The sequence below is a fragment of the Acidovorax sp. ACV02 genome (assembly GCF_014851475.1).
Lineage (GTDB): Bacteria > Pseudomonadota > Gammaproteobacteria > Burkholderiales > Burkholderiaceae_C > Acidovorax > Acidovorax delafieldii.
The window spans coordinates 1-13,953 of the sequence record NZ_JACUZU010000017.1 but is presented as its reverse complement, the minus strand read 5'-3'; the positions used below and the strand labels follow the sequence as shown (position 1 = coordinate 13,953).

Annotated in this window: 12 protein-coding genes and 2 pseudogenes; 2 read left to right on the top strand and 12 right to left on the bottom strand. The window is 60.6% G+C overall.

Annotated features, from left to right (window positions below; genetic code table 11):
• The 10 genes and pseudogenes from IB236_RS24045 to IB236_RS24000 all read right to left on the bottom strand — a co-directional run.
• Positions 1-379: pseudogene (locus IB236_RS24045) on the bottom strand (Zn-dependent hydrolase); the annotation flags it as partial.
• A 24-nt stretch (positions 380-403) separates the two neighbouring features.
• Positions 404-1,888 (bottom strand): M81 family metallopeptidase, encoded by a 1,485-nt coding sequence (locus tag IB236_RS24040; RefSeq protein ID WP_056743898.1) that lies wholly within the window; start codon positions 1,886-1,888, stop codon positions 404-406.
• Between the two features lie 39 nt (positions 1,889-1,927).
• On the bottom strand, positions 1,928-2,629 hold the full coding sequence (locus IB236_RS24035) for an ABC transporter ATP-binding protein (RefSeq protein ID WP_192422464.1): 702 nt from the start codon (positions 2,627-2,629) through the stop codon (positions 1,928-1,930).
• Entirely contained in the window at positions 2,626-3,402 is a 777-nt protein-coding gene (locus IB236_RS24030) for an ABC transporter ATP-binding protein (protein ID WP_056743894.1), read from the bottom strand. Before IB236_RS24030 ends, IB236_RS24035 begins: the two co-directional genes overlap by 4 nt.
• A complete protein-coding gene (locus tag IB236_RS24025; protein ID WP_056743892.1) occupies positions 3,399-4,409 on the bottom strand; it encodes a branched-chain amino acid ABC transporter permease in 1,011 nt (336 codons plus the stop codon). Before IB236_RS24025 ends, IB236_RS24030 begins: the two co-directional genes overlap by 4 nt.
• Positions 4,410-4,414: 5 nt before the next feature.
• Positions 4,415-5,275: a branched-chain amino acid ABC transporter permease gene (locus IB236_RS24020; RefSeq protein ID WP_056743891.1), complete on the bottom strand. Its 861-nt coding sequence runs from the start codon at positions 5,273-5,275 to the stop codon at positions 4,415-4,417.
• A gap of 118 nt (positions 5,276-5,393) precedes the next feature.
• Positions 5,394-6,599 carry an ABC transporter substrate-binding protein gene (locus tag IB236_RS24015; protein ID WP_192422463.1) on the bottom strand — a complete coding sequence of 402 codons (1,206 nt, stop codon included), beginning with the start codon at positions 6,597-6,599 and terminating at the stop codon, positions 5,394-5,396.
• Positions 6,600-6,803: 204 nt separating this feature from the next.
• Positions 6,804-7,562, bottom strand: coding sequence for a response regulator transcription factor (locus IB236_RS24010; protein ID WP_056743889.1), 759 nt, complete (start codon positions 7,560-7,562; stop codon positions 6,804-6,806).
• A gap of 38 nt (positions 7,563-7,600) precedes the next feature.
• Positions 7,601-9,613, bottom strand: coding sequence for an ATP-binding protein (locus IB236_RS24005; protein WP_082564905.1), 2,013 nt, complete (start codon positions 9,611-9,613; stop codon positions 7,601-7,603).
• Between the two features lie 608 nt (positions 9,614-10,221).
• A complete protein-coding gene (locus tag IB236_RS24000; protein WP_192422462.1) occupies positions 10,222-11,484 on the bottom strand; it encodes an MFS transporter in 1,263 nt (420 codons plus the stop codon).
• Positions 11,485-11,574: 90 nt separating this feature from the next.
• On the opposite strand from IB236_RS24000, the gene IB236_RS23995 reads away from it, so the two are divergent.
• A complete protein-coding gene (locus tag IB236_RS23995; RefSeq protein WP_192422461.1) occupies positions 11,575-12,504 on the top strand; it encodes a LysR substrate-binding domain-containing protein in 930 nt (309 codons plus the stop codon).
• Between the two features lie 88 nt (positions 12,505-12,592).
• Here IB236_RS23995 and IB236_RS23990 read toward each other — a convergent pair whose 3' ends face one another.
• Positions 12,593-13,300, bottom strand: coding sequence for an SDR family oxidoreductase (locus IB236_RS23990; RefSeq protein WP_192422460.1), 708 nt, complete (start codon positions 13,298-13,300; stop codon positions 12,593-12,595).
• A gap of 108 nt (positions 13,301-13,408) precedes the next feature.
• On the opposite strand from IB236_RS23990, the pseudogene IB236_RS24535 reads away from it, so the two are divergent.
• Positions 13,409-13,798 (top strand): annotated as a pseudogene (locus IB236_RS24535) (LysR family transcriptional regulator); the annotation flags it as partial.
• Between the two features lie 57 nt (positions 13,799-13,855).
• Here the strand turns inward: IB236_RS24535 and IB236_RS23980 are convergent.
• Positions 13,856-13,953 (bottom strand): IS3 family transposase (locus tag IB236_RS23980; RefSeq protein ID WP_156358536.1); only part of this gene is annotated, 98 nt, incomplete at its 5' end.

Below are 13,953 nucleotides of genomic sequence, written 5' to 3'. Positions count from 1 at the left end.
GTGCCTCGGTCTCGATGCCGTGGTCGTTGAGCGTGCGCACGACTTCGATGCCGGCGAGCACGCCGTAGTTGCCATCGAACTTGCCGCCGGTGGGCTGGGTGTCGATGTGGCTGCCGGTCATGATGGGCGGCAGGTTGTTGTTGCGCCCGGGGCGGCGCATGAAGCCGTTGCCGATCTTGTCGATGGTGACCGTCATGCCCGCTTCGCGCGCCCAGCGGGTGACGAGGTCGCGGCCCTGCTTGTCCAGGTCGGTGAGGGTCAAGCGGCACACGCCGCCCTTGGGGGTGGCGCCGATCTGCGCCAGCTCCATCAGCGAATCCCACAGGCGTTCGCCGTTGATGCGCAGGTTTTCGATGTCGGGTTTGACTTTGGTGTCCATAGAAGCTCCAGAGATATAGCTCAGTCAGGGATATGTGAGCACGTCGCCCAACGGGTAGACGGGCTGGCGCAGGTTTTCGAACGGGAACAGCTGGTAGTCCGAGCTGGTCACGCCGGGGCTATCGCACTCCACCAATCCAGCAGAGAGCGGCACGAAGACCGGTCGGCAGTACATGCGCGACTTGAGCAGCAGGTAACGATATGCCGTGGGGTTCAGGCCCACACAAGAAAAAACGCCCAGATCCCACGGTTCGTGCGGCTGCTCCACCACCACGATCTGCGTGCCGCCGGCATCCAGCCAGACGGCACGCCCCATGGAGCAGCGCTGGCCGGTGTATATCGGGCCCGTCACGGTGTAGCTGCCGTCGCTGATGGCACGCACTGTGCCCTGCACCAGCACGGGCTCTTTGACAATGCCCAGCCGAGCCAGCGGCACCTTGTTGCCCAGGCGCACCGACACCTGCGCGCCCACACCGGCCGCCACGAGCTGCTCAACGGCCTCCGGATCAGACAGCGGCCCCGTGGCGATACCAGTCAGGCCATGCTGCCAGGCGGCCTGCAGTACATCCATGGTGTCGCAGGTTCCTCCGGACATGCAGTTGTCGCTGTGATCCAGCAGCAGTACGGGCTTGCCCACCCCTTCGGCCATGCGCTGCGCCCGAACGAAGGCTTCGGCCAAGGGCTCGCTGGCATACACGTAGCCTTCACGTTCCGCCCAGATCTGGGCAGCCACGCGGTCCAGCGCAGCGGCGCACAGCGCTTCACCCTCGGCAGTACATTCCGCCGTGGCCACCACGCTCACGCATGGTGCGGCGATGTCGGCCAAGGAGAAGCCCGCAAAGATGGTCATGGCCGGCACACCCTCCCCTTCGGCCTGCCGCGCCGAGGACACGGCGGCGGCCATAGCGCCGCCCAAGGTCGTGCTGCGCAGGGTGTGACTGAGCAGCGGCAACTGTCGCCAGCGCACGGCATAGCGCGTGCCTTGCTGCAACATCTGCAATACGAGACGTGCCGCGTGCTCGCCCGCCTCGTACATGTCCACATGCGGGTAGGTCTTGAACCCGACCATCACATCGGCGTTATCGACCATCTTCTGCGTGATGTTGCCGTGGAGGTCCAGAGCTACGCCCAACGGAACGCCAGGCGCAGCCGCCCTCACCCGGGCAAGCAGGTCTCCTTCCCCGTCCGGTGTGTTCTGCGCCACCATCGCGCCATGCAAATCGAGCAGGATGGCATCGCAACCCACCGCTGCGGCGACGATGCGGTCCGTCAACTGGCGGTAGGCGTCGGCATCTACCGGTCCGCTGGGGTTTGCCGTGGCGGAGACGGGCGTCACGCACTGCGCTCCTACCCGCTTTGCTGCATCAATGAAAGCCGCCATCGCCGTTCGCATGCCGAAGTTGGCATGGAAGGCTGCCGCGTCGTACTCCGGCGCAAACGCCTTCAAGGGCGTGGGCACTGGAGAAAAGGTATTGGTCTCGTGGTTAAGACGAGCAATCAGAAACTTCATGAAACGCCCTTCGGGATTCAATGCGGGATGGGCCACAGCTCAGGCCAAGCCCACGCCCAGATAGCGGTCTTTGACCTCTTCGTCGGCAAGAAAGCTTGCGTTGTCGGCTGTGTAGACGATGCGTCCTTGTTCCAGGATGCAATGGCGGTCGGCCAGTTGCGTGCAGACCTCCAGGTTCTGCTCCACCAGCAAGATGGCAACGCCTGCGGCCTTGATGGTCTTGAGCTGGGCCACGATTTCCTCCACGATCACGGGGGCCAGCCCCTCCACGGGCTCGTCCAACATGAGCAACTTGGGGTCGTTCATCAGCGCGCGGCCGATCGCTAGCATCTGCTGCTCGCCGCCGGAGAGCTGCCCACCGCCGTTGCGCTTGCGCTCCTTGAGCCTGGGGAAAATGCGGTACACGTCGTCCAGTTGCCAGGGTGAGCTTTTTCGCAGGCCCAGCATCAGGTTCTCTTCCACGGTCAGCAGCTTGAAGATGCCCCGGTGCTCTGGTACCAGACACACCCCCTGCCGGGCGATCACATGCGAAGCCTGACCCTGCAGCGGTTTGCCGGCAAATGCCACACGGCCCTGCGTGGGAGCGACTACCCCGGCAATGCTCTTGAGTGTGGTGGTCTTGCCTGCGCCGTTGCGCCCCAGCAGGGTGATCAGTTCGCCGTTACCCACCGTGAAACACACACCCTGAAGCACATGGCTTTTGCCGTAGTGGGCATGCAGGTTGTCAACATCGAGAATCATGCCTTGCCCCCTGTGATCATGTTGCCCAAGTACGCAGTCCGCACCCTTTCGTCGCTGCGTATGTCGTGTGGCATGCCTTCGGCCAGCACACGCCCCAGCTGCATCACCGTCACGGTGTCCGAGATATCCATCACGATGTTCATGTTGTGCTCGATCAAGACCACCGTGTGTTCGTCGCGCAGGCTCTTGATCAAGCGCTTCATGTCGTCCAGGTCATCGATGCCCATGCCCGAAGTGGGCTCATCCAGGAAAATGGCCTTGGGCCGTGCAGCCAGGGCCATGCCCACTTCCAGCCGGCGCTGCTGGCCATGCGAAAGATTGCCAGCGGGGGTGTCTGCGAGGTTCTCCAGTCCCACCTTGGACAGAACGGCGTCAACCACCTGCGACTGCGCACGCGCCCCTACCGGTTCGTGCCAAGGATTCAGGGCGCGTGCAGGCTGTACGCCTTGTGCGCCAAGGCGCAGGTTCTCACGCACCGGCAAGCTCAAGAACAGACTGGTCACCTGGAATGAACGCGCAATGCCTCGCTGCACCCGCCGATGGTCTGGCTCATGCGTGACATCCTGCCCATCAAAAAGAATCCGGCCTCCACTGACTGCCTTGGTGCCGGTGAGCATGTGGAACAACGTGGTCTTGCCAGCACCGTTGGGGCCAATCACCGAATGCACGGTATTCGCACGCACCTGGAGACTTACACCGCCCAGCGCTGCAAACTTGCCATAGTGCTTCTCGACATCAATGGCTTCCAACAAGATCGGGGTCTTTGGGCTCATGCCTGTTCTCCTTTCGCAGGAACTGCAGCTGCCGATGGCGTCACCACCGTGTCAGCCGACTGCTTGCGATGACCTTGCAGCCGATTCCAGACCGTTTCACCCAGGCCCCACAGCCCGCGCTGCATCCAGAGGCTCACGGCCATCAATGCAATGCCCAGCAGCAAAAGCCAACGCGGCCACAGTTGAGACAGCCAGTCGGCCAGCAGCAGGTAGAACGCTGATCCCAGCAGCGAGGCAAACAGGTTGCCCGTCCCGCCAATAACGGTCATCACCAGGATCATTTCACTGGTGTGGTACTCCGCGTTGGACAGCGGAGCCAGGCCGGTCATCATGGCATGCAGCGCCCCCGCGAGACCGGTGACAGCACCCGAGATCACAAACGCCTGCAGCTTGAGCAGCCTGAGGTTGTAGCCAATGGCAGCCGCACGCTCTTCGTTGTCTCGCACTGCCAGCAAAGTTCGCCCGAATGTCGAGCGTGACACCTTGAGCAGTAGCCAGAACACCACCAGAAAAATCAGCGAAACAAAACCATAGAACTGCCAGGGCGACGCCAACGTCCACAGGTCAAAGCCCAGGATGGACACATTGGGACGAGGGATATCCATCAACCCGTTGTCTCCCCCCGTCAAGCCGGTAGCCGTATAGGCAATGAAATAGAACATCTGCGCAAAGGCCAAGGTCAGCATCACAAAGTAGGTGCCACGCTGGCGAATGGCCACCCAGCCCACCACGGCCGCCCCGAGCGCTCCCATGACTGTGGCGAGCAGCAACGCAAGCGGCATGGGAACAGGCCAGCGGGTGAGTAGCAAGGCAACGGTGTAACTGCCCAGACCAAAGAAAATGCCCTGCCCGAACGAAAGCAAGCCGGTGAAGCCGAGCAGCAGATTGCAACCCATGGCCGCCAGCGCAAAGATGAGTACCTCGCTAGCCAAGGAGCCCGACTGCATCAGCAACGGCATGGCCACCACCACCACTGCTGCAAACAGGAAATGCGTGTATTTCTTCATGGGGTTCACTCCTTGCGGCCCAGCAGGCCGTGGGGACGCAGTAGCAGCACCGCCGCCATGGCCACATAGATCATCAGGCGGGCCCCTTCTGGCCATAGCGTGCTCATGACGCTTTGCACAATGCCGATCATCAATCCGCCCAGTAGTGCGCCACTGAAACTGCCCAGCCCCCCCACTACCACCACAACAAAGGCTACCGCCAGGGCTTCAATGCCCATGAAGGGTTCTGCTCCACGAATGGGGGATGCGAGCACGCCGGCCAGTGCAGCGGTGGCTGCACCCAAACCAAATACCAGGCTGAAAATACGCAGCACATTGATGCCGAGCAGCGAGACCATCTCGGTCGACTCGCTGCCTGCTCGCACAGCGCTACCGAGTCGCGTGCCCTCAAGAACCCACCACAGCAGCACTGCCAGCACCGAAGTGAAGCTGATCACGAACAGGCGGTACTTCGGGTAGATGAAACTGCCCCACATCACTACTCCCTGCAGCGCGTCGGGAACCGCCACGCTGTCACCCAGTGGGCCCCATTGCAGGATCACCAGCTCCTGGACTGCGAGTGCCAGACCCACCGTCACGAGGATGTGAAACTCATGGTCCGAGGCATACACGTGCCGCAGGACCAGCTTTTCCGTGGCCCAGCCAATCGCCCCCACCACCAGCGGCACAACTACCAGAGCCAACCAGAAGCTCATGCCCCATCGCGTCATCTGGTAGCAAAAATACGCTCCGATCAGGTAGAACGCCCCATGCGCGAAGTTCACGAATCGCAGCAAACCAAAAACAATGGACAGGCCCACCGCCAACAGGAAATACAGCATGCCAATGCCGATTCCATTGATGACCTGTAGAAGGTAAATGTTCATAAAGTGCTCGGCCGAACGACCACCAGCCGCATCCTGTCGGTGCCGCTGGGGTTCTCAAAAAAGGGGCGGCCACAGCGCGCGCATGGGGCTATGCCCAGCCCGGCGGACGCCGCGAGGGTCAGGCGCGCTTGCAGCCCGTCTGGTCGATGGGCAGGAACGACTTGCCCGAACTGAGCACGTCCACGTAGTCGTCCTTGTTCTTCATCTTGGACTTGGCCTTGCCCTTAAGCAGGTAGTAGTTCTTGAGCACCTGGTGGTCCGCCTTTCGCACCTCCTCCTCACCGGTCAGACCCTGGTATTTGTGGCCCTCCAGTGCGGCGATCACGGCTTTTTGCTCCACGGACCCGGCCTTGATGATTCCGTCGATCAGCAGCTTTGTGCAGATATAGGAGCCCGCCAGGCTGTAGTTGGGGTTCATCTTGAGCTTGTCATTGGTGCGTTTGACAAGATCGCGGTTGAGTTCGGAATCCACCGTGTGCCAGTACTGGGCACCAAAGTAGATACCGTCGCACAGGTCAGCGCCCAGCGATTCGAACTGCTCCAAACCAGAGGCCCAGGCCACCAGGATCGTCATGTTCTTGTGCATACCAAAGCTCACGGCCTGGCGGAGCATGTCGGCACATTGTGCGCCAAAGTTCAGCAGCAGCAGGACATCGGGCTTTGCGGCCAGAGCATTGGTGATGTAGCCGCTGAACTCCTTCTCGGTCAGCGAGTGGTAACTGTTACCCACATGCTCGATACCCTTTTCCTTGAAGATGTTCTTGGCCGCGGACAGCAGGCCATCGCCAAACACGTACTGCGGTGTGATGGTGTACCAGCGCTTGGCCTTAGGCATGGAATCGATCAGCGGGCGCACCGTCTGCTCGACGGCGCCGAAAGTGGGTACCGACCAACGGAAGGTCGCAGCATTGCAGTCCGACCCAGTGATTTCATCGGCCCCAGCCGTGGTCACAAACAGGCCGCCAGCCTTCTCGGCCTCCTTGCCCATGGCCAGGGCCTCGCCCGAAAGGATGCCGCCCGCGAAGAATCGAGCACCTTGCTGCTGGGCTGCCTCCTGCACCTTGCGCACGGCTGTAGCGGGCTTACCTTCCGTGTCCAGGAGTGTGTAGGCCAGCGGACGATTGAGGGCTTTGCCATATTGCTCAATGGCCAGTCGCATCCCCATGTCAGCGAACTTTCCGTTGGCCGCAAAAGGACCGGACATCGGTACCGGACAGCAAAACTGAATGGCGCCAGGGGCCTGCGCAAAGGCGCTGCGGGTCAGGCCGATAGAGGCGGACAGCGCACTCAGTGCCGAGACTTGCAGAAGATGACGACGTTGCATGGAGGACTCCAGTGAGTAGAAGTGGGAGATCAAGAGTTGCCACCGCCATGGTGTCCAAGAAACCACCTTCCTGATCTTTCCAAATCTTTCATTTGGATTCATGCAAGCACAGGGTTAACCCAGCACGCTTTCGTTGCTGGCGCGGCCAAGCCGCGGCGCGCTCCCCGTCTGGTTTAGCGCCGCTTCAAGATGATCACGGGAGTGTCAATGCAGCCGTTGAGTGTCCTGCACGAGCTGTGCTGAGGCTGTAAAGGCGTAGCCAATCTGGTGCAGCGTCTTGACCGGCAGAGGTTCAGAAAACGCTTCCGCTGCCTTTTTGCGCAGCCTCGTGAGAAGCAAGTTGAGCCGTTCAGCCCCGTTTTGGGCACGAGCACCAAACAGGTGAGTGCTGAGGTCGCGCTTGGGCACGGGCTGACCATCCGCTCGCAGGAGTTGCTGCAAGAACATGAACTCGTGGGTCGTCAGTTGCAGACACTTGCCCTGCGGCGATGACAGTACCCAGTCCTTCATGGCCAGCACCCAGCACGCCGCCTTTGCGACAGGTATGGCCGCAGCAACCAGCGATCCTGCGGGGTCTATGGCTGTCCTGGGGGCAAGTCGGCTCGCTGTAGCGTCAATATTGGCGGCCAACTCCAGCAGGTTGACCGGCTTGACCAGGTAACGATCTGCCCCAGCACGCATTCCTGCCAGACGATCGTCAAGTGAATCTCGGGCGCTGAGGATGATCACCCCCACCTCGGGTCTGGACTTGAGTAGCGACGCCACGCTGAGGCCATCCTCACCGGGAAGCCCCAGGTCCAAAAGAACCACATCGACCGGCTGAACGGTGAAACCTTTGTAAAACGCCTCGGCGCTACCCGCACCCCAAACGCTGTAGCCCGAGTCGAGCAAGAACTCCTCGATGCTGTGCAGTTGATCGGAGTCGTCCTCTACGATAGCAATGCTGGGCTTGGATTGGGTCATGTTGCGAATACCTCCGGCACCTGTCCGGAATGCAACATTCAGGCCACCGGTGTCACGTTCAACGGGATGTCGATCACAAAGCGAGTGCCTTGGGGTTGGACGGCCTGTAGCTGGACAGCCCCACCATGCAAGTCAACGATCCGTTTTACCAAAGCCAGCCCCAGTCCGGCACCGGGTTTGCCCTCTGCCGTACGGCCGCGGCGGTACTTCTCAAACACCAGCGTTTGCTCTTCCAGCGGAATGCCAGGGCCTTCGTCCTCAATGACAAAACGGCACTGGCCCTCATGCTGATGCACGCTAAAAGACACCGTTGCACCCACCTCGGAATACTTGAATGCGTTCGAAAGCACGTTCATGAGCATCACGCGCAACAGCACGGGGTCGCCATTCAATGATGGCAACCCGGGTTCCACCGTCAGGTACAGCGGGTGCTCGGCAGACAGCTGGCCACCGTTTTCCGTTACCCACAGGCATAACTCCCCCACGTCAACGGGTACTGGCTCTACCGCAAAGTTGTGGCTATCAATGCGGTCCTGGGTCAGGCAGTTGTCAAAGAAGTAGCTCAATCGCGCCGAGCCCCTCAGGATGCGCTGCGCCAACGCCAGCTGCGCAGGCACATCCTTGGAGCGCAGCGCAAGCAACTGCCCAGCGGTGTTGATCACCGCCAGTGGAGAACGTACCTCGTGGGACAGCATGGCGATGAAATGGCGCTGGTCGGTCAGCGTCTGCTCAATGGAGGCCACAGCACTCTCCAACTCCTGGGTGCGTTGCGCGACCATTTGCTCCAGATCTTCGGCATGCTCCTTCAAATGCCCTGCCATGTAGCCCATGGAATCCGCCAGAGACCGTAACTCGCGAATAGGGCTGGATTTCGGCGCCTGGGCATTCCAGTCGGACTGGGTCAGTCTGACTGCCCAGTCACTGAGTACCTGCAAGGGTCTCACCAACCGGCTGGCCACGAACACCGAAAACAGCACTGAAGCCAGCAAGACGGCCAGCGTGGTGTAGATCGTGTTGCGTAGCACTCCCCGCAACGGCGTGTTGAAGCGGCTCTCAGGCAGGATGATCGCCATCGTCAGCACAGGGCCGCGATCCAGCGCATGCGTCCACCAACGCGCCAGGTGGCGCACGCCGTCCACATCCATGAATCGGTTTCCCTCGCGTTGACCGCTCTGCAGGATGTGCTGACCCAACGCACGCATCACGGGGTCGTGGCTTTGATCGATGCGCACACGCTGCCCATCCACCAAAGCCGATACACCTGCAGACGGATCGTGCGAGGACATTGCAAGCAGTTCTCCCGAGGCCTCGGCCAGAAAGGCCCTGCCCCCGGACTCGGAGGCCAGCGCGGCCAGAAACTCGTTGAGCTGGGACAGCGCCACATCGGCGGTGACCACCCCGATCAAACTGCCATCGCGTAAGCGGACCGGAGCTGAAATCCCCATACCAATTGCGGCATATGCGCCTTGCGCATCGTTGATCATGTAGCGATAAGGCGCGTACCACGCGACCCCATCATTGGCAATCGCTGACTGGTACCACGGACGGGTACGTGCATCAAAGCCCACCTCGCTGCGGGAAATCAGCGTTGGCTCGCGACTCACGGCGTCGATACGCAAAACCTCCATGGCCCGGCCATCACTGATCCGTGCGCGCAGCATGCGCAAAGCGCGGTCCTCCCCCAAAGGGGGACGGCTGCCGGCGTAGTACTGACCATCAGGCATGCCCATGGATATGAAGGTCAGTTGGGGTTGCTGGTCGATCTGCAGCATGAACTGGCGCATCAATACGTCAGGTTGCTGAACCATCAGGTATCCGGCGCGCACTTGCTCGACATTGAAAGCCACTACGCGCAGCGGCACGTCAAAGAAGGAGACCACCTTTTCGCGGACCCTGCCTGACACCTCGTCAGCCAATTGCAGCGCGAACTCTTCCATGGCACCCGTAGCAGAGCGATAAAACAAACTGCTGCTGGCAAGTACCAGGGGCAGCAACACCGCCAACAGTGCAAGTGTCAGAAAAGTGCGCAGGGCAAGACGGCGAGTAAACATTGGGAGATCGGGGGTGTAACGCCTGTGCGCACGCTTCGGCGCGTTGCCTCAGATTCAATCACATGTACTCGATGCGGTGCCTTGAACCTTTGTTTGTCGCCCCCATGCGACTCAACCTTACGGTGCGCCTATACGCAGTGTCTTCGGCTGCCATGTTCATCTCACGTGCCGTAGCACCTGCCATAGCTGTCTTCCGTCACTTGTCGGGCCAAGAACGTTAAATTTCCAGGCGTTTAGATGGACCACATAGGGTCTGCTGTTCCCTACGTCAGGGCAGCAATGACTCTGGCTACTTCTCTTCGGTACGCCAGCTACGCAGCGATTTGAGTCGCTCACGCTCCGCTGCCAAGTGCGTACTTTGTTTCAAGGGCCGACAATCAATATGCCCTTGTGTGTTGACCTCTTGCCTAAGCTCCAACCTGGAAAAGCGCGACATTCCGCCATCGCTGTGGCAGCGAGCGGGTCGCCCCGTCTTTTCCATCAGGCCATCGTGGTGCCTCTGGAATTGGGGGCGGCGGTACTTGATGTCGCAAAGCAACCCATGCAATAGCCGCGAGACGTCTATGGCGATCCGGACCGAACCCTGGTCCAGACTCCCGCTCTTGGCCTTAGTGAGCAGCTCTGACCGAAGGTAGCAGGCACAGTGACACAGCAGTGATCATCGCCACACTGCCCCACGCCCAAACCCAGTTACCGTCCTGCAACACTGCAGTTACCAACAAAGGGGTCAGGAAGTACGCGCCGAAGGCGAAGGTATTTCCCAACCCCAGTGCAGTCCCCACACGCAACGGGCCGGCCAATACAGCCAGTTCGGTGAACGCCACACCATGCCAGCAAGAAGTAACCACACCACCAACCACGGCGATCCCCCAGAGTAGGCCCGGTGCTGTCAATAGCGCAGAGCCAGATAACCACGTAGCAAGGGCCAGAGTCGCCAGGCTGACGACTGAAAGCACGGCGCAGCCGCGCAGGAATGCCCGGCGGTTCCTGCGACGGTCGGTCCAGTATCCGGCCCCCACGCGCGCCACCGCAGAGCCACACTGGTAGGCCACCATTGCGGCCGTAGTCCCCACGAGGCCGAGACCCGCCACGTCATGCAAAAAGACGGCAATGAAACTCAAGAGGGCGATCTGCGGAACACAGAGAGCCCCGATGCCAAATACGAACCTCCAGAGCGTTCCATCTCGTAGCAGCGAAGAGCGCCCACCCGGACCACCAGATGGTGCGGAGGTGCTTGCAGGCGCCTCATGCAGCCAGACCCAGGCAAATGCGGCAGTCATGAGGCACATCGAAGACAGCAGCACATAAGCCGGCCCAAACCCGTGGCGAGAGACGATTGCGGGCAGAAGCAGCGCGCCGATGGCGCCACCAACAGGCAGCGCAGTCTGCCGGATGCTCATGGCCAGCCCCCTGTCGGCATCAGTGAACCATCCCATGACCGCCCGGCCGCTCGACCCGTTCAGGCTGCCGCCAGCCAGGCCCAGCAGTGCCATGCCAGCAACGAGTGCGGGATAGCTCGGCACACCAGCGATCCCCGGCGACACCAGCAGTGCCAAAGCAGCCAGCACCAAGCTGGTTAGCGTCAGGCCGGCCAGCAGAATCGTGCGATCACCCAGCCTGTCCGTGACCATCCCCCAAGGTAACTCGCTCAACGCAATACCCAGCCCTATGGCACTGAGTGCAATGCCCAACTGCGCGGTACTCAACTGGTAGCCCTGGCGCATCAACACCGCAGCGGCCGGCAGTCCAGAGATCGCTGCGGAGAAGGCAGCATTCGCAGCGAACCCGATAGCCAACACGCGCCAGCGATGGAATGCGGGCCAATGCGATTTCGGGGGATCCAATAGCCCCGCAGTTCTCTTGATGCGCATGGAATCTCCTCAAATCGATATTTTTGGGGGAACATGATCATCCCGACAATTGAATAAAATTCTTGGATTGTTTAATTCTTTGGAACTGTCTTGGCTGCTTCTTTCGACCTCGATGTGTTGCGTGGATTTGTGGCCGGCATCGAACTGGGCAGCTACGCACGTGCTGCGGATCAGCTTGGGCGGTCGACATCGGCGCTAAGTACGCAGCTTCGTCGGCTGGAAGCATCGGCCGGCACGGTGCTGCTGCGAAAGGACGGCCGCGGTCTCGCCCTCACGCAGGCAGGCCAAGTGCTGTTTGACTACGCAAAGAGGCTGCTGGCACTTCACGATGAGGCAATGAGCGCGGTGCATGACATGTGCGCCGAGGGCGTGGTGCGCGTGGGCATCCAGCATGACTTCTGCGAAGAGCTGCTGCCACGCGCACTGGGCCGTTTTGCACGAGCCCATCCACGAGTTCGGCTGCAGACCCGAGTGGGGCGCAACGCGCAACTGCTGCGCGCCGTCACGGATGGCGACCTGGACTTTGCGTTGGCCTGGGGAGAGCAGGTTCCAGCGTTGCGCAAGGAGGTGATCGCCAAGATACCCATGGCATGGGTTGGGTCCGCGTTACCAGAAGTGTTTCCGCAGCTCGGCACGGAGGTTCCGCTGGTGGTCTACGAGGATGCCTGCCGGTTCCGCACAGCAGCGGTGGCGGCACTCGACAAAGCGCGCATCCCCTGGGTCGTGACGATGACGAGTCCCAACTTGAGCGGCCTATGGGCCGGCGTGTCTGCAGGCCTGGGAGTGTCGGTGCGCACACCCCTGGGCCTTCCGAGGGCGGTGTGTTGTCTGGATCGCCTCGAATGGAAACTGCCCGCTCTTCCAGCGCTGACGCTGGCTCTGTACCAGCGCGCAGGGCCGGTGAGCGATCTTCACGCACAGTTGCAGCAGATGTTCCGAGAAGAAATTCAATTGGCTGTAGAGGCAAGCAGCCAGAGAAATGCAGCGGTACAACGCCAAGCTTCCCGGTCATACCGATGAGAATTGCCCCCAGGCTTTGACACCGAAGCCATCCAGCGGCAGGACCTGCAGCCAGCGGGAGTCGTCAGGTGGAATGGCCCGCGTTACGTCAATGCGAGGGCATCAACCCTCCATCGACCCACAGCGTCTGCCCCGTGATGTAAGCGGCACCTTGGGACGCCAAGAATGCTGCAGTGGCTGCCACCTCTTCCACCTTGCCATAGCGCTGCAAGGGAATCCCGGACCGCATCTCCTCCCATTCGGAGCCGTCGTCCACCCAGCCAGGAAGGATGTTGTTCATGCGCACGTTGTGATGGGAGAAGCTGTCGACAAAGATGCGCGTGAACGAGCTCAAGCCGGCTCTCATCATTGATGAAGCTGGAAACAGCGCGCTCGGCGCCACAGGCCAAGCCGACGAGATGTTGATGATTGAACCATTTCGCTGCTGCTGCATGATGGGCACCACCAGCCGGGAAGGTCGAATGACATTCGTCAAATGGGTATTCATTCCCGATAACCATCGCTCGTCTGAGAGGTCCAGCAGCGGCGCCTGGGGACTGTGGCCAGCGCTGTTCACCAAAACATCGATTCGTCCCCAACGCGCCATCACCCGCTCCACCAAACGGTGCAGATCTTCCAGCGCGGTGTTGGACCCGTTGACTCCGATTCCGCCCAGCTCTGCCGCCAACGACTCTCCCTCTGCAGTGGCAGAGAGCATGCCGATCTGAAAGCCGTCTTCCACCAGCTTTCTTGCGACTGCCATACCCACACCCGATGCACCCGTGGTGACGACAGCCACCTTTTTTTCTGCAGCCATATGTTCCTCTTAGATCATCCAAAGAGGTTATTTTTGGCTATCTAGGCGATTTTTTGGGGTCTTGTGACCGGATGCTTTTTGCCCGTAAACAGTAGAAAATCTACACCCATGGAACGCCAGTATCGCCGACTTCCCTCCCTCAATGCGCTGCGTGCTTTCGAAGCAGCAAGTCGGCACCTCAACTTTCGCCTGGCGGGGCTGGAGTTGGGCGTGACGCAGGGCGCCGTAGCGCAGCAGATCCGTGCGCTTGAGACTGAATTGGGCCTGAGGCTGTTTGAACGACTGCCCCGAGGGCTGGCTTTGACCCAGAATGGGCATCGGTATGCGGCAAATGTGCGTCGAGCCTTTGACATGCTTGCCGATGCAACGGAGAGTCTGCGCCCGGAGCCAGAGAACCTGACTGTCAGCGTGACCCCCACGCTGGCGGCGAAATGGCTGATTCCCCGGTTGGGCGAGTACACGCGCGCACACCCCCATTCGACGCTTCGAGTCTTGGCTGTTGGTGCCACTCCAAAACTGACCAGCTGGGGGTGCGGATAAAAACTTGGACTGGTTTTATGCCGCAAGTCCAAGGCTCACCCGGTATTCGATAGGGCTGAGGGAGCCAAGAGAGATCTTGATCCGCTTCTCGTTGTACCAGCGGATGTAGTCGT